The sequence below is a fragment of the Shimazuella alba genome (assembly GCF_009831235.1).
In the GTDB taxonomy this organism is placed as follows: domain Bacteria; phylum Bacillota; class Bacilli; order Thermoactinomycetales; family Thermoactinomycetaceae; genus Shimazuella; species Shimazuella alba.
Genome location: NZ_WUUL01000012.1, coordinates 91,607 through 112,244 on the forward strand (window position 1 = coordinate 91,607; position 20,638 = coordinate 112,244).

Consider the following 20,638-nt stretch of genomic DNA (forward strand, 5'->3'; position numbering starts at 1 on the left):
AATATTATGAAGACTGAAACAACTGTGGAACAAAAACAAGCTGCCCACTCTATCACTAAGATCAAACAAACCTTAAAATCATATGGCCCTGGAATTATTGCTGTTCTTGCTTGGCTCGGTGCCGGGGATCTTGTAACATCATCAGTCGCTGGTTCTGACTATGGATATAGTTTAATGTGGATTCTAGCATTATCACTTTTATTACGTTTCCTTATTGTGAATATCATTGCACGCTTTCAGTTAATGAACAAAGAAGGTTTAACAATTATGGAGGGCTACGGCCGTCTGCATCCTTTCTTTACTTATTTCTTATTTGCCTACGCTCTTATCATGGGTCATCTGTTTAACGCTTATATGATCAAAGGTGCAGGAGAGGTTTTATCAACTATTTTGCACATTAATCAACCATTTATTTGTTCCATTATTGTAGTCGGAGTAGCACTATTTTTGTTAGGAAAAAGTATCTATCTTACCATTGAGAATATCATGAAAGTACTCCTAGCTTTAATGACACTCGCATTTTTTGTATTAGCATTTCAAGCTGGACCAGATATCGGTCAGATTGTAAAAGGCACAATTGGATTTAGTATTCCCAGTGATACAGGAGTCCATGGTGCACTTCTAGTGGCTGTCTCGATCATCGGCGCAGTAGCTGGTTCCATTGCTAACTTTGTTCATCCTTACTTCATGAAGGAAAAAGGCTGGGTGAAACCAGAACATAAAAAACTGCAACGCAACGATTTATTATTCGCCATCTCTGTTGCAATCGTTATCAATTTGGCTATTTGGGTAGTTGGAGCAGAAATACTAAAACCAAATGGTATCAAAGTAGAAACCATAGATGATTTAGGTAAAGCACTGCAACTCAACTTCGGATTCATTGGATGGTTAATCTTCTATTTCGGTGTATTTTGTACCTTATTTGCTAGTATCATCGGAAAAACAACTGGTTTTCCAAAATTAATTACAGATACACTTCACATCATCCGAAAAGATCGCAGACAGAAATATGGCACCAAATTTGAGAATGATCCCATGTACAAATGGTTTATGTTGTTCATGCTTATCACCCCTCTCATCTGGTCTATCCCTGGTATGCCTGGGTTTATTAGCTTAGTTGTGGGAGTCAATGCCTTGAATATCGTTGGATTTCCTGTTATCGCGATTGGTCTGTTGATATTATCTAATAAGAAGAGCTTACTAGGAGATCATCGAAACAACTTAGTAGAAAATATACTTTTGGTGCTGTCTGTTATCCTAGCTCTTTGGTCTGCGGTTCAGTTAGCGATGAATTTCTTTTAAACCGCTCCATTAAATACGAGATAAATAATAGGCACCTATCTTAGTCGTTTGGGATGAAGACTTAAATCTAATGTAATAGACATCATCCAAGAGAAATGAAAACTACCTGTCTCCTATACTAAGGAAACAGGTAGTTTAGGCGTGTTGAATCTCTATAACAACAGGTATCTTTTCTGCTTTTATGAATAGCTAGATGTAAAAATTCACAATAAATAACATGGATATTTAGACTGTTCCTCTACTCCTCGCTATAACCATTTCCTATTTATATTTTAATATTTTTAATATTATTATTTAGATTTTTTTGCACATTTATTTCCTTGTATACGTTCATGTCCGAAAAGCAATGCTTGCGCTTACCATTCTTTCGGTTCTTCTTTTTCACTACGTTCAGAAAACTAAGGTTTCCTCTCGCTTTTAATCTAAACTAAATGCCATAGCAATTGATAGATCAGACGACTTCGTTTTGGTGACCTGTTCGTTTAGCAGTTTAAATATAATAGAATATTACATGATAACAGGGTTATTTCAAAAAATAGTAGGGATTATGTTACGATTAAGTCATATCGTAGGTTGATCTACGATTGGAGTTTCTATGTCCATTCCGGTTTGGCTGCTGGTTGTAGGATGCGTCATCAGTTCATTCTCGGCCTCTACACCGCAGTATTTCTCATCAAGTACCTGACCGAAATTGGTCCACCACGCTATTACTCTCATTGGAACCCCCACCCTTATTTTTGGAGAGGATGGAAGTATAAGAGAGAATGGAAGAGGAGCAAGAAGCATAGCTCCTGAGAGAGAATCCTTCAGTATAATGACCGACTGGATTTATCCAATTTCCATTGGATAAATCCAGTCGTCGCATTTAATCCCATGCGATCAGTAAAGCTACTTCATTTTTTGTTTTATCTTTGTCTAAGACTTCAATATCTTTACTTCAAAGTCTTTAGACAACATCCTCTGTTACAGATGCTTATATTCGTTATGCGGCTTTGAATCGCCCAGTGACAGGATTAATGCGATGGACCACAAAGTAATAATGTGGGTTCAAACAAACACCTATGTCAATCAATTATGTTTCCTTATAGCTATTTTTAGTGGATCGATCTCTCATAAGTCATTGTGCCAATAGCAATTCTTTTTAAAAACAGAAGTATTGGTATGTCAGATTCTCGTTTTTTACTTTTGTGAAGCAACTAAAAAAGTTCAAATCGTATAGTCATTCCTTCATTGGATCAAAATACGGTTGCCGACATGTTTAAAGCAAACAATGCGGTTTCAACTATTGCCCCTGTAAAAAAAGCGTGAGGTGAGTTAATGAAATCCAAAGTCACAGTGAAAAATGTAACGAAGATATTCGGTAAATCTCCAAAGAACGCCATAAAATTGCTTCAGAAAGGTTATTCAAAATCGGAAATTTTAAAGTATACAGGAGCGACGATTGGAGTAAATAATGCTAGCTTCGAAATTTACCCTGGGGAAATTTTCGTAGTGATGGGGCTTTCAGGTAGTGGAAAATCAACATTAATCCGTATGCTAAACCGGCTAATTGAGCCGACTGGAGGCCAGATTTTTATAGATGATGAAGACATTGTGAAAATGAATACACAACAACTAAGGGATGTGCGTCGGAAAAAAATCAGTATGGTCTTTCAAAATTTCGCCTTGTTCCCTCATAAGACCGTTCTTGAAAATGCAGAATATGGTCTCGAAATACAAAACATTCGACCTGAAGAAAGAAAAAAAAGAGCGCAACAATCGTTAGAAATTGTAGGTTTAGAGGGATATGAGAATCAATATCCTTCCCAGTTAAGTGGCGGTATGCAGCAAAGGGTTGGGCTTGCAAGAGCGCTTGCAAGTGACACAGATATCTTATTAATGGACGAGGCTTTTAGTGCATTGGATCCTTTAATTCGGAAAGATATGCAAGATGAACTACTGGAATTACAAGAAACAATGAAAAAAACGATCATTTTCATTACCCATGATCTTGATGAGGCTTTGCGAATCGGTGACAGAATTGCGCTTATGAAAGACGGTAGCATCATTCAAATTGGCTCGCCGGAAGAAATCATGATAAATCCTGCAAATGAATATGTGGAACGTTTTATTGAGGACGTGGACCTCTCAAAAGTCTTGATGGCATCTCATGTGCAAAAACGAGCGGAAAGAATTATGTCGGATCGTGGCCCTAGAGCAGCTCTGCAAATTATGAGGGATCAAGGGTATTCAAGCATTTTTGTTGTGGATCGAAAACAAAAACTATTAGGTGTGATTACCGCTGATGATGCTTCCAATGCCATAAAGGAAAATAAAACGGTCGAAGAAGCTATGCAAAAAGAGATCGTTACTGTTTCAGAAGATACATTACTTATCCATGTTATCGATGCTCTGGCAACATCCGTGCTTCCAGTTGCTGTTGTGGATGCAGAGAAGAGATTAAAAGGTGTAATTATCCGTGGGGCTGTTATTGGAGCTCTTGCAGGTAATAAAGAGAATTTGAATGCAAAGGAGGTTAACTAAGTGGATTTGCTGCCAGAAATACCATTAGCTGATTGGGTTGATTCCTTTGTACATTGGATTACAATACACTTTCAAACCTTTTTTAGTTCGTTAACTCAAATTATTGAAACCCTCTTAGATAACCTTGTAAAGGTTTTAGGAATGGCTCCATCACTTGTCCTTATTTTATTGATTACCATACTAGCATGGTACACAAGCCGGTGGACAATGGGGCTGTTTTCATTACTGGGGTTGTTGTTAGTTGATAACCTCGGACTTTGGGACGCAACGATCAACACACTAGCATTGGTGTTAGCATCCGTTGCGCTTACGGTTATTATAGGAATCCCACTTGGTATATGGGCTTCACAAAACGATAAAGTGAAACAAATCATTACCCCTATCCTAGATTTTATGCAAACGATGCCAGCTTTTGTATACCTTATTCCAGCAATTCTCTTCTTTGGCATTGGGGTAGTTCCTGGAATCTTAGCATCTGTCATTTTCGCTGTACCACCTACCATTCGGCTGACAATCTTGGGGATTCGAGAAGTACCAACGGAATTAATCGAAGCATCCAATGCGTTTGGTTCGACCACATGGCAAAGACTTTTTAAGGTACAGCTCCCACTAGCGGCACCGACGATTTTAGCAGGAATAAACCAGAGCATTATGTTGGCGTTATCGATGGTTGTGATTGCCTCACTAGTAGGTGCTCCTGGCTTAGGTGCAGAAGTGTATCGGGCAGTCTCACAAATTAAGGTAGGCGCTGGTTTTGAGGCTGGTTTATCCATTGTAATCATTGCCATTATCTTAGATCGTATTTCGCAAAACTTACGGAAACCTGTATACGGGAAAACAATTTCTAAAAAGTACGTATATGGATTATTTGCAGCGCTCTTGGTTATTCCGTATCTTGTTACTTCTTTTGGTGGAAATACAACTGAAAAAATCTCTCCAAACAATGTAGGAGAACAAGTTCAGTATGAAATTACAGGGATCGATCCTGGAGCAGGCCTCATGACAGCAACGGCAAAAGCAATGAAGGATTATAACTTAAAAGATTGGAAATTGAAAGAAGGGTCCTCTGCAGCAATGACTGCTGAGTTACAAAAAGCGTATGAGCAAAAACAACCAATTATTGTAACAGGGTGGACTCCTCACTGGATGTTTGCAAAATATAAGCTAAAGTATTTAAAAGACCCTAAGGAATCATTCGGAAAAAGCGAATCCATTCATACCATTGTAAGGAAGGGATTCAAAGAAGATAATCCAAATGCATACAAAATCCTTGATTCATTTTATTGGAATCCTACGGATATGGAAGAGGTAATGGTCGATATTCAAAATGGAGCGAAACCTGAGGAAGCTGCTAAAAAATGGGTAGTGCATCATCCAGATATCGTTAAGAAATGGACACAAGGGGTCCAAAAAGGAAATGGGCAAAAAGTTAGTTTGGTTTATGTTGCATGGGAGTCTGAAATTGCCAGTACAAACGTGATTGGTTCTGTGTTGAAAAATCAGGGTTACAATGTGACATTGAAACAAGTGGAAGCAGGACCGATGTTTGCAGGGGTAGCTAATGGAAGTGCAGATGCGATGGTAGCTGCATGGTTCCCTACCACCCATAAAGATTATCTCAACACATATAAGAATCAACTCGTGGACCTTGGCCCTAACTTAAAAGGTACAAAATTAGGACTTGTTGTTCCAGAATATATGCCGATTAATTCTATCAGCGATTTGGAAAATAAGTAAACAAAAAATATCACTCAAGGAGAAAAGTACTCCTTTTGTGCAGCATTCTTTTTCTTGTTTATCGTATTTTTGTTTCTTTATCAAGCTGGCAATAATATCAGAGAAAATCAGATTTAACGAAGCAAATAAAGGAAAAAATTCTTTCTTTCGATTTGCTCCGGCATTCGCCAAAAGGAAATATGTACCCTCGCTGTTTAAAAAGTATGAGAAAAGCGTTGGAACTGTTTCGTTGGTTTCCGATCTTTTCTCTTCTCCTGTTTCATATTCAATGGAGAGTAAAACATAAAAAAATAAACCTCAACAACGGCTGGTGAAATGATGTACCTCCCCATCATTCGTCACACTATTATCAAATCAATCTCGGGTATGTGATCTATCATTCCTCGAATCGTTCACATACTCCGTATTACTATTCATCTGATATAAAATGAGAAAAAACAAAAATAGCGGACTTTGCCCACTATCCGAGTAATCTATCATAAAATATACCATTCATTTGTTATTTTATACCAGATAAAAGAACAAATCATTTCGTATATGAGCCTGTTGCATTATTCGTATCAAAAGCGAAGATGATGGAGCTTCCTTTGTGTTTTCAACAACAGACGGGAAAACACATACATCAAACAATTTATCTAGTTTTCTAATTTATTTATGCAACAGCCTCATATAACTCTATATTTAGTATCAAGAATGCTCAAATTACATTCATCACACCAAAAAAGCACACCTAAAAGATTACGCTCTTTTATGTCATGTAGTTTTTAAGTAAATACGATTTCCAGAAGGATCTATGGTGACAAACGAACCATTTTCTTCAGTAACTGATGCACCAATACTCTTTAACTGGTTAACCGTATTATTTCGTTTTTCTTCATTTGGGAGGATTAAATGAAATGACTCTAGACCGACACTGTTACTTGGTGGTTTAGGTGCCCCTACACCATTCCATGTATTTAGACCTATATGATGATGGTAGTTCCCTGTAGAAATGAAAAGTGCTTGGTTTCCATATCGAAAAACTACTTTAAAACCAAGACCTTTTATATAAAATTGTTCTGTCTTTTCTAGTTCTGAGACATGCAGATGGATATGTCCCATGACAGTACCAGCTGGTAAACCATTCCACTCATCTGCTTGTCCCTCCTTAAGAAGGCTTTCTGCATCTAATGGCAATGTTGCCATTTCCACTTCATCATTATTCCAAACCCATGTGGATGGATCACGGTCACTATATATTTCAATTCCATTCCCATCAGGATCAGCTAAATAAAGTGCTTCACTTACGAGATGATCGGATGCTCCTTGTAAGGGATATCCTATTTGAATAAAGTGTTTCAATATTTTGCCTAGATCCGCACGGGTAGGTACTAAAAGAGCAAAATGATATAAGCCTGTTGTACGTGATCGTTTTGGTATTATGTTTTCTGGTTGTTCAATTGATAACATGCTTGTTTTACCATCTGTTGTTAACGTAACAGATTTCTTTGACTGCTCTAAAATTTTAAAACCGATAACCTCTTGATAAAATGCAAGAGACCGCTCTAAGTTTTCTACTTTTACTTTCACATGCCCTACAAATGTATTAGGTTTACAATGAAATATCATTTTTCTCACTCCTGTTTTTGAATAAACTTGCTATCTAAATAAACTTATTTGCTAATCAGTTTTAGTTTCTTGTTTTTGTTGTAATTATTGCCATCGTGACAATTCTATTGCGTATTCAATAAGTATTTTGTCCATATGGTATACCATTACAGGTCTATTTAATTTTTTGTTATTCTCTTGTTTTCTTATCATATGAAAAACCGGCAATAATTCTTTTCTAACTCACATCATTTTCTATCAATGCTTCACTGTCAGTTCTAGATCCAAAAATCTCCTCTCTATTTGATAACTTCGCTACAAAGTATACTTCACATATAGGGAAAAGTATCCTGGATGAAAGTGCAAGATATCGCAGATGATAATATAGCAATAAGAAGACATTCTCTATCTATCAGTTTCAATAAGCCTACACCTTAATTCTTTCCCTTTTAAAAAAACGAGCTTTTGCCTGCCATCTAAAAAAATCACTTTTTCTTGGTTAATGAAAAAACTCCCGTGTTGAGGTTAGGGAGTTTTTTCATTATTCATGATACTATTGCTTGCTTTCCTTGTTTAAAGAAGTTTATCTAAAAATTTCAGACTTGAATTTTCATCAAGAAAAAGGTCATCTGGAAATGCATAGATTGTCTTGTACGCGACAAGTTATATCCTGCTGGTGTAACTTGAATGCTTTCATTACTATGAATGCATTCATTTGCTACTTCCGGTCATCTTTTATGAAACGCTGTAGACGAGGGAAAGCTAAACTGCTTGAATAACAGCCTGAACAGTCAGAACCATGATCTCTGTCAATCGATACTTGGATCTTTCTTGCTTTAGGTAATCCTGTAGCAATCGAACGACCTTGTCTGATAAAAATCAGTTCGAGATTTCTTACTCTCCCCATGAGATTTCAACACGACAATTTGACATGAATAAAGACTTTAGAAATGGGAAAATATTGATTTCCTCTCAATACAAATTTAAATGTTCCTTTATCTTATTAGCCCATTTGTGGATTACGGAATGGTGTACATGCCAAGAATCCCAGATTGACCTAGCCCATTTTACAGAGAGTTGTTGCAATTCATAGATATCGGTTTGGGGAATAAGATCTGCCACTGTAATTAATCCGTTTTGTATGGGAGGTTCCAGCCAATTGAACTGATCGGAAAAATGAGTCACTGTCTGTATCATCCCCCTTCTCCATTCCAATTTGTTAATCCTGTACTCGAAAATCAAACATAAGTTGATAAGATGACCCGTGACAGATTGGATCGCCCGAGGAGATGGTATACCTGGATGTTGAATCGCGTATGCGTCGACACAGATGCGGTGGACATCGGATGATGCCAGACTACTTTCATAGAACCGCTGTAAAATTTCCCCGTATGCATTCCAACATCCCGGTGATGAAATCATATAAGGATGAACCGGGCCATTAAAAGGAGGAAAATGGACACCACATCCGACACATGCTTCAGTATCTGGAAGATTTAAATCCTTATTCCTCTTCATTCTCACACCCCATTATATTCTGCCAAGTGTGAGATATTGCTGATGCTAATTCAATACCTCTGGATTTCAAATATCGTCTCACAATCTGAAAACCTACTCCAAATCCGGCTAAATGCGGAATCCCATACGTTGGATACCCTTGTGCTGAGACAAGCAGATCACCGTAAAGATGTGCAGCCACCAGATTAGCTTCTGAACGATTGACTCGGGAAATAACTAACTCTTTCACGAAGTCGATTTCCTCATTTGATAGAGGAACAACTTCTGGCAAACACATGTCACCAGCGCGAATTAGAGTTCCATAAATGTTAAACATGATGTCGTCATACCTCTTTTTTCCGTAATATCTAGCAATTCTTGACAATGCTTCTCCCCAATCATTCGGGGGAATAAAAGCAGCTAACTCAGGATGCTCCACATCTGGAAACATATCTTGCACAAAAGATGCTGCTAACCCTTCCATAATAATTGCTTCACCAAGTGTGATGGCGGTTTCGGATTTTCGTATCCTTCTGCGAATTCCATGGATAAAACTTCTCGCTATAACCATTCCAAGACGTTCCATATTGCCAATCGTGGGCCAAATCCGTAAGTATAAATAGCCTGGAGTACGTCCATAACAACTTAATCCCGATCCTAACATCATTAATTGTCCATTGGCGCAATCCGCTGGAAGAATAACTACAACAAGTTTCTCTGGCAAAAGGGACGAAGGAAATACTTTTGACATATTCTCCAGCATATTCCCAATTTGTTTTGTAAGTTGCAATCGTTCTGATTCATTGAAACACCATTTTGTTGCTTCTTTGTTCCTCGTTGGATTGAATAAACCATATTGTTGTTGACCTTCCAGTATATCAATTCCATCACTTCTAACAATAGACAAGATATCAAAGTCTTGATATCCATCTATTTCTTTCATTTCTTTTAAAAGGGAAATGCTCCCTTTTTCGCTTTGAGCCCACTCCAAGTATTGGAGTAAAAGTTCTTTCGGTTTGATCGACTCTGTAAAGTATCGTTCTAGTACAGGAAGTGTATTGTAAATCATCATTTTCACGATATAGTCTTCCTCTTTAATATAATTTTAAAATATTCCAATAGAGAGGAGCATAATTGTTCATTTTTTCTTCACTATATTGCTCCAATCTTAAAAGCAAATTCTATGATCATTCCTATATTCAAGATCTTTTTTTAATTAACGAAAGGAAAGTTGCACCAAAATTTGCTTTATATGTCCTTTAATCGTTTATTCGCCATCTTCATAATGGAAAATTTTAGAACAACCATTAAATATTCATACCTCGACATCTTTTCACCCTTTATCAAGCGAGAGAAGACCCAAATTATGATAATAAGAAATTGTTCTTTTTGTTATGCCTGTCCCCGCTCCAAATGATCAGTGATATAGATCACAATCACCTTTTTTTATACTATAAAGGTTAACGTTACGTGAAGGTCAATAAATGTTGAAATGGTATTTGATCTTAATTAGATAAAAAGTTCCAAAAAACACACGAAATATAGAAGTAAATTTGGCTTTTCTGTAAGACAAGTTGCTCGTTGTTTTCATGCTATATATTTTCCAAATGTTAAATGAAATCTTTACATTTAAAATGAGTGCAATTATTGTGGTTTGTCTACTATTACAAGATGAAAGGAGAGGGGTCCTGCACAAGCGATGACTAATTATCCTAACTAGTTTTGTTTTATTAATTGCTGGATTTGTTTCTGGAATTTTTTCGTCCAATAGGAAGATGCAGATATTAATAAAATCTTCAAAAATCTAGGTTGGAGCAAATTATTGCTCAAGGTAAAATTGGCGTTGGGCAACAGGGGCTATAAGCCCTTTACCTACTGGAATCCGATTATTTCAACATACCAATTGTTTCATCTGACTTAACCTGTCAAAAGAATAAAAAGGACACTGATTTGACAATCCACACAACTAAAGCTGGGGATTCTTGGGACGATAGTCTAATGACTACTTCCTTACCAAACTAACCCCATGTCCCCACGGTTAAATATGGTTCTTTGTTGCTACAGTAAAATAGACAAACAAGTTGGTTTTCACAATCTGGCTAGCCGTTTCCATACATATCGCATTTTACGTGCAAAATGATTAGTTTGCACAACCCTATATACTATCTTGTTTCAACAAGTAACTAGGTACCCATTGACAGAACACTCATTCGCAAAGGTATTTCGAAAAATATTGTCAGACTTTCAGGAGGTAAAATCCTCCTTTGTCTAACGCTTCCTATCATCCCACGATTAAAACCGTGGATTTTCTCACTCAAAAACTATAAATAAACGTGTTTCTGCAATTTGAAAAAATGTTAGTTGATTAAGAAAAGAGAGATGTACTGTGCATAGGCTGAACTTTTGCTTTTGGATCCATATAGGCTTTTGCATTGTTTACAGCCGTAGGACCTTCTCCAAAACCTGTAACAATAAGCTTTACTTTTCCATCATAAGTACAAACGTCCCCTGCTGCATAAACTCCCGGTAGATTGGTTTCCTGTTTGGAATTTACGACAATTGCATTCTTTTCGATCATAAGACCCCAATCCTTCATTGGACCTAAAGATGATACAAAACCATAATTTACAATTACATCGTCCACATCAATACTTTCTTTTTGCTCCTCTTTCGTTTGTTTAATGACAATTCGACTAATTGAATCATTCCCTTTTAATTCTACTGGAACATATGGGGTTCTTACCTCTATAGAAGATTTCATCAAGTTCTCTATACTGTGTTCTTGAGCTCTAAATTTATCGCGGCGATGAATGACTACCACTTTTTCAGCAATAGGCTCTAACATCAGAGCCCAATCGATAGCTGAATCTCCCCCTCCCAAAACAGCCACTTTTTTACCTGTAAACCGATTCATATCTTTTACGAAGTAATGGAGATTAACATGCTCAAATTTTGCTGCTCCATCTAGTTCTAGCTTTCGAGGCTGAAACGCTCCATTACCAGCTGTTATGATAATCGTTTTTGAATAGTGAATGTCACGATTGGTTGTTAGTTTAAAGCTATCATCAGCTTGTTTTTCCAGTTGTTCTACAGATTCTTCTAAGCATAATGTCGGTTCGAATTGCTGCATTTGTATTTTTAAATTATCGACTAACTCTTGCGATCGAATCTTTGGAAAGCCAGCCACATCATAAATATATTTTTCCGGATAAAGTGCTGTTAATTGCCCACCCAATTGAGGAAGACTTTCAATGATTTTCACTTTAGCTTGTCTTATCCCTGCATAAAAAGCAGTAAACAACCCAGTAGGACCGCCGCCTATAATTGTAATATCATAGATATCCCTTTGATGTGTCAATATCACTCACCTCTATCCTGTATTTTCTTTATATTTATAACTTAATATCCATCTGTTTTTACATTTTTAAAATAAAAAATATAAAAAAGGACAGGTACCACTAGTATGCAATAAAGCTCCACACTTTAATTTTATCAAATATTTCATAATAATACTATAAAAGAGGGTAATTTACGGTTTATCCTCGAACGATAGACTGGTAAATTACTGAATGAGTTACCCAAACTCTGCTATAAAGAATCCTAAAATAAAAAGCCAAAACCCCTAATTTCCAAGGGGATTTGACTCTCGTGTTGTGTGTCTCAAAATAGCTTATGATTTGATCTTTAAAAAATCTACCAATCCGTTCTTTGTTTTTGAATAGAATCAGTCGTCTTATCTATATCATCCATCATCTGTTTCAATTGCCGCAAACCTTGAATTAATTGTTGCTGTTGGGAATCAATACGGTATGAGAATGCACGCAATCCTTCACGAGTAATGGAGTAGTAGCATTAGAAGCATCAACAATTTCCTTTTCAATAGAGTCAAATGCTTTTACAGATGCTTCTAGGATCTCAATTGCAAATTTTGCTTTATCTGCGATATGATCGATATTCAGTGCTGCATATTTCGTTTGTGAATTGCCCCAATCAGATGACATATAGTTTGGTGTTGGCTTCGGTGTATAATCGCTCACTCTTATACCTCCCTTATTTCTGATAATGATCTGTAATGTCGTCGATTTTGTTTGTTAGATTATCGATTTCGTCTGTCAGGTCATCAATTTCATCTGTATATCTATCAACATCTTTGATGTTCATTTGAACCTCTGCAAGATTGCTGCTGACACCTGTTACCTTAGACATGATTTCTGTACAAATGGAGCCAACTAATACTTGTACATGATCAGGAGCATTTTGTCCCACTTGCTGCACAAGGCGATCTACTAATGGTTTGATTTGTCCTAATGTATTTTGGGCATTGGTCAACTCACGTCCACAAGAGTTCAGTTCAGCATCAATCTTATCTGCTGTGCGGTCAATCTTAGACTGTGTAATCTGATCAATATCACGAATTACCTTATCAATTTCATTACATAACTCTCGAACTGCATTTTTCCTACTATCATTCTGTTTCCTCCTGCAGTAACAGCCAATTCAATTGGTTGTAATAAGTAGTAAACGTAAATTCGTAAAGTATAAAACAGACTAAAAAATTAAAAAAATGATGCCAATTTTCGTAATAACCATAATGTATAGAAATATCTCTCCATAGTAAAGTTTAAATCAAGTGAATATAAAGGTAAAGAATAATCATGCTTATGCCCACTCATCCATTATCGGCTTTTTCTTCCCATTGTTCCATTAAACTGATATCCGATCAAAAGTAAAAGAAGAATTTTTTTATCCTTTTTAATTATGTTAATCTTGGAATACTATTGATTCAGCAAAATAAATTGCATGAGATTAAACAATATATTGATGATGCCATTGAAATCAGTAAAGAATATAAAGATGATCTTGCACTGAATCATTGATGGCAATAGGACAATGGTGTATTCAGCAAAAACTATATACAGAGGCAATTAATCTTTATAAACAGGCCAAGAAAATTGCCCAACAAAATACTTTTTTCAAAGGAATCCGAGATATTAACTAACTTATGTATCTGTTTTGAAAACTTCTACCATTCGTTTTAATGGATGACCAACCAATATCCGAAAATACTAGCTGGTCATTTCCTATTAAAAGAATAGATTATTTCCATCCTTTTATTTATTTTGGTGCTGGTATGGATATTGGTTTCCCTTCTTGTAAAGATTGTTTTGCAGCATGCGCAATCACCTCTGCTTGCAAAGCGTCGAAACCATCTACTGGTACTGCTTGCTTATCTAATATAGCAGATATAAATTGACGTAACTCTTCTCGGTAAGCCTCTCGATATCGTTCAAGAAAGAAAAATTTTGGTTTATCCTGATAAACTCCTGTTGATGTAAGAAGTTGAGCTGTATTTGGATAGTCATTGTCAATACGAACACTGCCCTTGGAACCCAAAATTTCTACTCGTTGATCATATCCATATATTGCTTTTCGACTATTATCAATGACTCCTAGTGCACCACTAGCAAATTTGAGCGAAATGATAGCAGTATCGACATCATCATACTTAGAAAATACAGGATCTATCAATGCTGCTCCTTGCACATAGACTTCCACTACTTCACTTCCTATCAGAAATCGAGCCATATCGAAATCATGAATGGACATATCTATAAATATTCCACCTGAATGGGCGATATACTCGTCAGAAGGTGGCTCGGGATCACGTGAAGTGATTTTAAGGAGATGAGGTACTCCTATTTCATTCGTCTCTACCATGGAACGAACCCTCTGGAAATTGTGATCAAAGCGCCGATTGAATCCAACTTGCAACTTCCTTCCTAACTCCACAGCTTTCCGTACTGCTTGTTGAGATTCAGTCAAGGAAAAACTTACTGGTTTTTCGCAAAATATATGTTTCCCTGCCTCAGCAGCTTCTATCAAGATTTGTGGGTGGGTATCCGTTGGTGAACAGATCAATACTGCATCAATTTCTGGATCGTCTAGTATTTGCTGATAATCATCGGTAATCATTTCAATTCCAATATCCCTTGCCCAATTCCATGCCTTCGTAACGAATATATCGGATATACTCTTGACTACGACATTATGAAAAGTTTTGAGATTCTCAGCATGCAACCGACCAATACGACCAGCTCCTATCACACCAATTGTCACCTTTTTCAAATAGGTTAACCCCTTTTCTGCTGTCTATTTTTTAGAGTGAGAATATCCGAAACAGATAAATAACTTCATATATAATTCATTATAATAATTTTCCCGACCTGGATGATATACTTTTATATCCTATTCTTATTAAAATGGTCTACTCCATTTCAGGCTTTTGATTCACCGATTGATCCAGTTGTAGTTTTGCTTTAATGGATTGCACTGATTTCAGCTCATTTACACTGAATGGAGTGGAATTCAATGGAGTTTGACTGGATGGATTCTGGTCATTTTGTGGCAAATCCGCATAATAGTTAACGGTAAAATTGGTTGCCAGTGTCTTCCATTGTGGAATCTGGGAGAACTGATAGATTTGTTCTGCCTTTTGTTCTATACTCTGATTCCCGTCCAATAAATGTACATAGATGGATGTATGGGAAGGAATCTCTTTCAGTTTAGTTTGATAATCTTTTACTAATCCTGTATAAGTTACAGAGTCTGTATTGGTACTATGGAACGATATGGTCACTTGCAAAATCATATTTTTGATCTTCAAATGTGATTGCACAAGTCGCTGGAGGTCGTAAGCCATATATTGCTCCAAATAATCATTGTGAAAAGCTCCCCCATAGCTGCGATGATAGTTTACAGTAAACACAATGTTGGGATTGGACTGAGGTGAAGCTTCAGCCTTAAAAAGTTCTCTACTGCAATCTTTCTCTTCCTGTTTCGTGAGCGCAATACATTCCTTTTTAGCTGACTTTATCACAAATGATTCTATATATTGATCTTCTAATTTCTTTTTGGCGAATAGTTCAAACTCCTCTATATTATCAGGCTTTCCCCATGCATTCTGTGAACAAGCTGAAAGTATAAATATCATCACCAATAAGCTGCTCACAAATCCTCTCTTTTGATTCATTTTCAATCCCCCATGTTTTGTTTGATGTCCTCAATTTCTTATTTCGATCTATAAGAATGTTACTGTTTTTATGTCCAAAACTATAGTCCGGATAGATTGACTTTGAAATCTCTCTACAAACTCTTTCCATGAGGGCTTTACTTATGTACCAATCTCTAGGTATAACCTGCCAAGTTTGATCAAAGAAAAGTTGTAAATTAACAAAATAATGGAGGTATTTCCTCTTCGTTTAAAAGTATTTCGTTTTACCTCCTTTCAAACTAACGGTATATAAACTTGCCCAATGGATCTTAGGCCCATCCCATAAAAATTGTAAATTTCCTCCACGAAAGTAATTAATCAATACCTTAATAGCTATTGCATGAGTTACTAGTAAAATATTTTGGCCAGCATGTTGAATGAAAATTTGATCGATAAAAGACTTCAATCTCCTTTGCATATCAAAAAATGTTTCCCCTTTTGTTTTCTTTGCTTTAAAATGTCTTGGGTGTCCATTCATCAGCTGTATTTCCTTTGGGAATGATGCTTGTCCACTTTCTCCCTTGCCAAGTTGCAAAATCCATTTCCATAAGATGATTGATCACTTTCTCTTGATTTTTTCTCAAATAAAGTGCAGTAGAAAATGCACGATTACTGGAACTAGAATAGATCGAATCAAAAGAGATGTTTTGTAATTGCCGTGCTAACTGCTGAGCTTGATGCACACCAGCATCTGTCAGCGGAGAGTCGAGCCTTCCTGTATTCGCTCTTCTACATTCCAATACGTTTGTCCATGTCTTACTATATAAAGATTGGTAGCCAACAAAAATCAAACCTTTCATAATTGGATCGTTACAAGCACCTCTATGGATGAATCCAAACTAAATATCTCACAATCATAGTCGTCAAGAAACATCTTTGATTACAGACATTCATTATACAAGGACTGATCTCCTATTGCGCCTCGTGCACAAGAGAACTAACTCCTTTAACTCATAACAAAAAAGCGATCCTAATGGATCCGCTTTTTTGTTTCATACCCTTGTAGCTAATTTTTTAAAACAGGATATCATATTTAGATTTATTCAGGTCATCGTTCTGATAATGAACCACAATCTTGTAACTTCTCTATTCTGTACTCGATTTTGCAAGCTGTAACGCTTGCTCTAAAATCTTATCCCCTCTCATCATTCCATAATCAAGCGAATTAATCACATCTACTGGGATATGAAGATCTGCAAGTCGAGTTTGAACCTTTGAAAGGGTATATTTCATTTGCGGTCCCAATAGAACCACATCTGTACCTTCCATATTCTCATCTAAAAATTTGAGTGGAATAGCCTGAATATCTGCATCAAGCCCCTTTTCGTCTGCTGCCTTTTTCATTTTCGTTACCATAATACTGGTTGACATTCCTGCATCACAAGCTAGTATAATCTTCATGCTTGTACCTCTCCTCTCTCTTTAAGCATCTTTATTATTTCGCTAGTCTCTTGTAAATCTATCTCCTGAATCGGGCTTTGCTGTAACCTTAGTGCAGTACCAAAATGATAATGGTTGGTTTGAACTTGTCTATGGACTTCTAAGATATTCCTTTTGGTTAACCCACTTCCAACTAATATGGAGATATGCTCAGATAAGTTAGCCATTTCTCTAATCGCCTGCAAGCGATCAGACCAATCACCCACTCCTCCAGAAGTTAAAACGGATGTAATCTCCTTGTAACTTGTTAATGTTGCAACTCCTTGAACAGGATCAACTAGGCAATCGATCGCACGATGAAATGTTACTTCCAACCCTTTTGATACATCCAAAAGACTTTCTAACACATGATAGTCAATGTGGTTATGTTCATCCAATGCACCAAATACCACTCCATTTGCTCCAACAGAATGTATCGTTTCGATATCTTTTTTCATGATCTTGATATCATCATGGGTATAACAAAATGATTGAGCATGCGGTCGAACCATAACGTTTACAGGGATGCTTATATTGCTGACTACACTTTCCATTAAGCCGAAACTAGGAGTTAATCCTCCTTCTGTTAAAGAGCTGACTAACTCAATTCGATCTGCCCCTGCCTGCTCAATTCTTTTTGCATCCTCTAATGTAGTTGCAATACATTCAATTAACATTTACAAGTACTCCTTTTAGTTCTCAGATGTTTCCTCTTTATATTTCTGACGGTCAATAATTTTTATGAATGGATAGTAGATAAGCCCGGCAATAATCATATCCACTACCTGTAATACAGCACCTGTCCAACTATTGGTAATCATGAATCCTTGAATTATTGGAGGGGTAGTCCAAGGTAAAACGACGCCTGTGGGTCTTGCAACTAGATCAAAATACATGGCAAAGTAGTTGACGATCGTAATCACAATAGGAGCCAAATTAAAAGGGATAAGCATTATTGGGCTTAGGATAATAGGTAGTCCAAATAAGATTGGCTCATTGATGTTAAATAGCCCTGGTGGACCAGCTATCCGTCCAAGCTCTTTAAACTGTCTCGATCTAGCACGAAAAATTAAGATGATAGCCACGACCAAGGTAGCCCCTGCTCCTCCTATCCAAATCATATCGAAAAACTGTTCCGTAATAATATTAGGTAAAGGCTGCCCTGCTTGAATTGCTTGGATATTTTCCTTTTGCAAATCAAGCCAGAACGGTCTTAATACACCGTTGACCAATGAGCCACTGTTGATTCCTATACTCCACAACATCGTAATCGAAATAGTAGTAGCAAGAGCACCAAATATATTATTTGCAATAAATAAGGTAATCGGTTTCGCTAACATCACATAAATAAATTCATTGAGTGAGTGATAGGATGTTTGTAAAAATAAAACCTTGATTAAAAGCATGAGAGAGAAAATCGTGAAAGCTGGAATTAGGGCAGAAAAAGCTCGGGCAACTGTCGGTGGAACCTGCTCTGGCATCTTAATAACAATCTTTCGTTTCAGAAAAAAGTTGTATATCTCCGTGACCAAAATGGCAATGATGATGGCAACAAGTAAACCTTTGGAGCCAAACCATTCTCCCATTGGAATCACATTACTTATAACCTCATTTGACTCACTTATGAGCGTAGTAGGCGCAATAATAATATAGGAAACAAGGCTCAATATACCAGTTGTAATAGCATCAATTTTATAGTACTGTGCCAATCGATAAGAAATTGCGAACACCACATAAAGGGATAACAAATCAAAGGTCGCTTTTGCTGGCATCGTGATTAAATCAGGAAATGCAGCTCCAAACCATTCTACTTGTTTGACATCCCACCCTGGTATTGGGAAGTTTTGGATAATCAAAAAAATAGAGCCTACAATTAACAAAGGGATCAAAGTAATAAAACCATCACGTAAAGCACCTAAATGTCTCTGTGCAGCTAGTCGATGTGCAAAAGGTAAAATTTTCTCCTCCAAAAACTTTAAAATTTTTTCCATATGCTTTCCCCCCTGTATACGCTTACTTTTATATGTTTTACAAAAATTTGTAGTTCGATCATACAGGTTGATGAATTCTTTTTTGGTAATTATTCAGCCACTCTTCACTTGCTAACTCCACTTCTGTCATTTTATTGCGAGGATTGGCAATATATATGGTAGGTTCTAGATCATGGTTAGCAACTACAAAAGAAAATTCTACATTCGTCGCGACTCCCCATTCACCTTCCGAATTCATACATACCACGGACATCGCACCCGCTTTGCTATACTTGCGCTGCAATTTTTCTGTTAATTGAAATAAAGCTTGATCAGCGGCTTTTTGCGGATGTATGCCTTTAGACATTAACTGGACAACTTCGTAGGAAAGACAACCTTTCATAATGTCTTCACCAAGACCTGTAGCTGTTGCTCCGCCAATGTCACTGTCGACATAAAATCCTGATCCACTCAGGGGTGAATCTCCAATTCGCCCTTTTTTCTTCATAAACAAGCCACTAGTGGAGGTAGCAGCTGCCATATTTCCAAATAAATCCAAACCGATCATTCCAACAGTGTCATGCCCATCGTACGGGCTTAATCCTTTTTCCTGAACTGCTTTCACTCTTTTCTCCCATAACTTTTTCGCACGAGTTGTAAGCATATTGGTTCGTTCAAATCCATTGTGATGAGCATATTTCTCCGCACCCGCACCTACTAAAAAATTGTTATAACGTTCTTGACTTAGCTTCCGAGCGATAGAAACAGGATTTTTATAATCCATTAATCCTCCAACTGCTCCAATAGCGAGAGTATTCCCATCCATAAATGCTGCATCCAACTCTACTTCACACTGCTCATTTGGCAAACCACCATAACCTACTGATTTGTAAAATGGAAAATCTTCTACAAGACGCACTGCCAATTCCACCCCATCACCAGCAGATCCCTTGTTTTTCAATGACTGCACCGCTTGTCCTACACCTTCATAAGCCATTCTCCAAGTGGCAATAATTCCCCATTTATCATTCATCTCTTTCACGTTCCTTATCTAAACGCAGATATAATTCACAAAATTCATTGGTTAACCTTTGCATCATAATCGCATTCATGAGGTGATCTTGGGCATGAACCATAATAATGGAATATTCCCCTTTATTCCCCTGCGCCTCTTCGGTTATTAATTGTGTCTGTGAATGGTGAGCCTGTAATAATAAATCATTTGCATCATCCATTTTTTGATCGGCTTCTGCAGCTTTCCCTAATTTTGCATCTTGGATCGCTTGGAAAAGCAGTGACTGAGCATCGCCTGCACTACTTATAATTTTAAACGCTATTTCTATTGTTTCTGAATAATCCATTTCGCTTCATCCCTCCTTACTCTACATACTAAAAAAAGCTTTGTATCATTTCTAATTAATTTTTTCCTAAGGGAGCGGAAAAAAAATACTATCTTTCTTTTCTTATTCAACTAAAATACTATGTAATACAAATAAAAATATAAGCATTTGGATGATAAACACGAACTAGTATACAATCCATCTTTCATCCA

At 36.9% G+C, this 20,638-nt stretch carries 17 protein-coding genes and 1 pseudogene; 3 read left to right on the forward strand and 15 right to left on the reverse strand.

What is annotated here, in order from left to right:
- Window positions 1-6 precede the first annotated feature (6 nt).
- Window positions 7-1,302, forward strand: a complete 1,296-nt coding sequence (locus tag GSM42_RS16145) for an Nramp family divalent metal transporter (protein ID WP_160802564.1) — start codon at window positions 7-9, stop codon at window positions 1,300-1,302.
- 561 nt (window positions 1,303-1,863) lie between these two features.
- Here the strand turns inward: GSM42_RS16145 and GSM42_RS16150 are convergent.
- Window positions 1,864-2,019 (reverse strand): hypothetical protein, encoded by a 156-nt coding sequence (locus GSM42_RS16150; RefSeq protein WP_160802565.1) that lies wholly within the window; start codon window positions 2,017-2,019, stop codon window positions 1,864-1,866.
- A gap of 600 nt (window positions 2,020-2,619) precedes the next feature.
- Between GSM42_RS16150 and GSM42_RS16155 the strand changes: the two genes are divergently transcribed.
- Window positions 2,620-3,825, forward strand: a complete 1,206-nt coding sequence (locus tag GSM42_RS16155) for a quaternary amine ABC transporter ATP-binding protein (RefSeq protein WP_160802566.1) — start codon at window positions 2,620-2,622, stop codon at window positions 3,823-3,825.
- A gap of 6 nt (window positions 3,826-3,831) precedes the next feature.
- Window positions 3,832-5,562, forward strand: coding sequence for a glycine betaine ABC transporter substrate-binding protein (locus GSM42_RS21060; RefSeq protein ID WP_160802606.1), 1,731 nt, complete (start codon window positions 3,832-3,834; stop codon window positions 5,560-5,562).
- A 753-nt stretch (window positions 5,563-6,315) separates the two neighbouring features.
- Here the strand turns inward: GSM42_RS21060 and GSM42_RS16165 are convergent.
- From GSM42_RS16165 to GSM42_RS16235, 14 genes and pseudogenes are all read right to left on the reverse strand, one after another.
- Window positions 6,316-7,170 carry a VOC family protein gene (locus tag GSM42_RS16165; RefSeq protein ID WP_160802567.1) on the reverse strand — a complete coding sequence of 285 codons (855 nt, stop codon included), beginning with the start codon at window positions 7,168-7,170 and terminating at the stop codon, window positions 6,316-6,318.
- Window positions 7,171-8,121: 951 nt separating this feature from the next.
- Window positions 8,122-8,667, reverse strand: coding sequence for a DUF5946 family protein (locus GSM42_RS16170; protein WP_160802568.1), 546 nt, complete (start codon window positions 8,665-8,667; stop codon window positions 8,122-8,124).
- Window positions 8,654-9,718: a DUF2268 domain-containing putative Zn-dependent protease gene (locus GSM42_RS16175; protein WP_237446673.1), complete on the reverse strand. Its 1,065-nt coding sequence runs from the start codon at window positions 9,716-9,718 to the stop codon at window positions 8,654-8,656. The genes GSM42_RS16170 and GSM42_RS16175 overlap by 14 nt, the downstream gene beginning before the upstream one ends.
- Before the next feature lie 1,293 nt (window positions 9,719-11,011).
- The gene (locus tag GSM42_RS16180; RefSeq protein WP_160802570.1) at window positions 11,012-12,004 is read right to left on the reverse strand and encodes an NAD(P)/FAD-dependent oxidoreductase; all 993 of its coding nucleotides are present in this window, start codon (window positions 12,002-12,004) and stop codon (window positions 11,012-11,014) included.
- Between the two features lie 421 nt (window positions 12,005-12,425).
- A complete protein-coding gene (locus tag GSM42_RS16185) occupies window positions 12,426-12,683 on the reverse strand; it encodes a hypothetical protein (protein WP_237446668.1) in 258 nt (85 codons plus the stop codon).
- 13 nt (window positions 12,684-12,696) lie between these two features.
- The gene (locus GSM42_RS16190) at window positions 12,697-12,975 is read right to left on the reverse strand and encodes a hypothetical protein (RefSeq protein ID WP_237446669.1); all 279 of its coding nucleotides are present in this window, start codon (window positions 12,973-12,975) and stop codon (window positions 12,697-12,699) included.
- A gap of 786 nt (window positions 12,976-13,761) precedes the next feature.
- Window positions 13,762-14,772 (reverse strand): inositol 2-dehydrogenase, encoded by a 1,011-nt coding sequence (iolG, locus tag GSM42_RS16195; RefSeq protein ID WP_160802571.1) that lies wholly within the window; start codon window positions 14,770-14,772, stop codon window positions 13,762-13,764.
- Window positions 14,773-14,911: 139 nt separating this feature from the next.
- On the reverse strand, window positions 14,912-15,676 hold the full coding sequence (locus GSM42_RS16200; RefSeq protein ID WP_160802572.1) for a hypothetical protein: 765 nt from the start codon (window positions 15,674-15,676) through the stop codon (window positions 14,912-14,914).
- Between the two features lie 229 nt (window positions 15,677-15,905).
- Window positions 15,906-16,497: pseudogene (locus tag GSM42_RS21440) on the reverse strand (histidine phosphatase family protein).
- A gap of 286 nt (window positions 16,498-16,783) precedes the next feature.
- Complete coding sequence (locus GSM42_RS16215) at window positions 16,784-17,098, reverse strand: PTS sugar transporter subunit IIB (protein WP_160802575.1); 315 nt, start codon at window positions 17,096-17,098, stop codon at window positions 16,784-16,786.
- On the reverse strand, window positions 17,095-17,793 hold the full coding sequence (locus GSM42_RS16220) for a copper homeostasis protein CutC (RefSeq protein WP_160802576.1): 699 nt from the start codon (window positions 17,791-17,793) through the stop codon (window positions 17,095-17,097). The genes GSM42_RS16215 and GSM42_RS16220 overlap by 4 nt, the downstream gene beginning before the upstream one ends.
- Window positions 17,794-17,808: 15 nt before the next feature.
- Window positions 17,809-19,107 carry a PTS sugar transporter subunit IIC gene (locus GSM42_RS16225; RefSeq protein ID WP_160802577.1) on the reverse strand — a complete coding sequence of 433 codons (1,299 nt, stop codon included), beginning with the start codon at window positions 19,105-19,107 and terminating at the stop codon, window positions 17,809-17,811.
- A 58-nt stretch (window positions 19,108-19,165) separates the two neighbouring features.
- The gene (locus GSM42_RS16230; protein ID WP_160802578.1) at window positions 19,166-20,119 is read right to left on the reverse strand and encodes a glycosylasparaginase; all 954 of its coding nucleotides are present in this window, start codon (window positions 20,117-20,119) and stop codon (window positions 19,166-19,168) included.
- Complete coding sequence (locus tag GSM42_RS16235; protein ID WP_160802579.1) at window positions 20,112-20,447, reverse strand: PTS lactose/cellobiose transporter subunit IIA; 336 nt, start codon at window positions 20,445-20,447, stop codon at window positions 20,112-20,114. The genes GSM42_RS16230 and GSM42_RS16235 overlap by 8 nt, the downstream gene beginning before the upstream one ends.
- Window positions 20,448-20,638 lie beyond the last annotated feature (191 nt).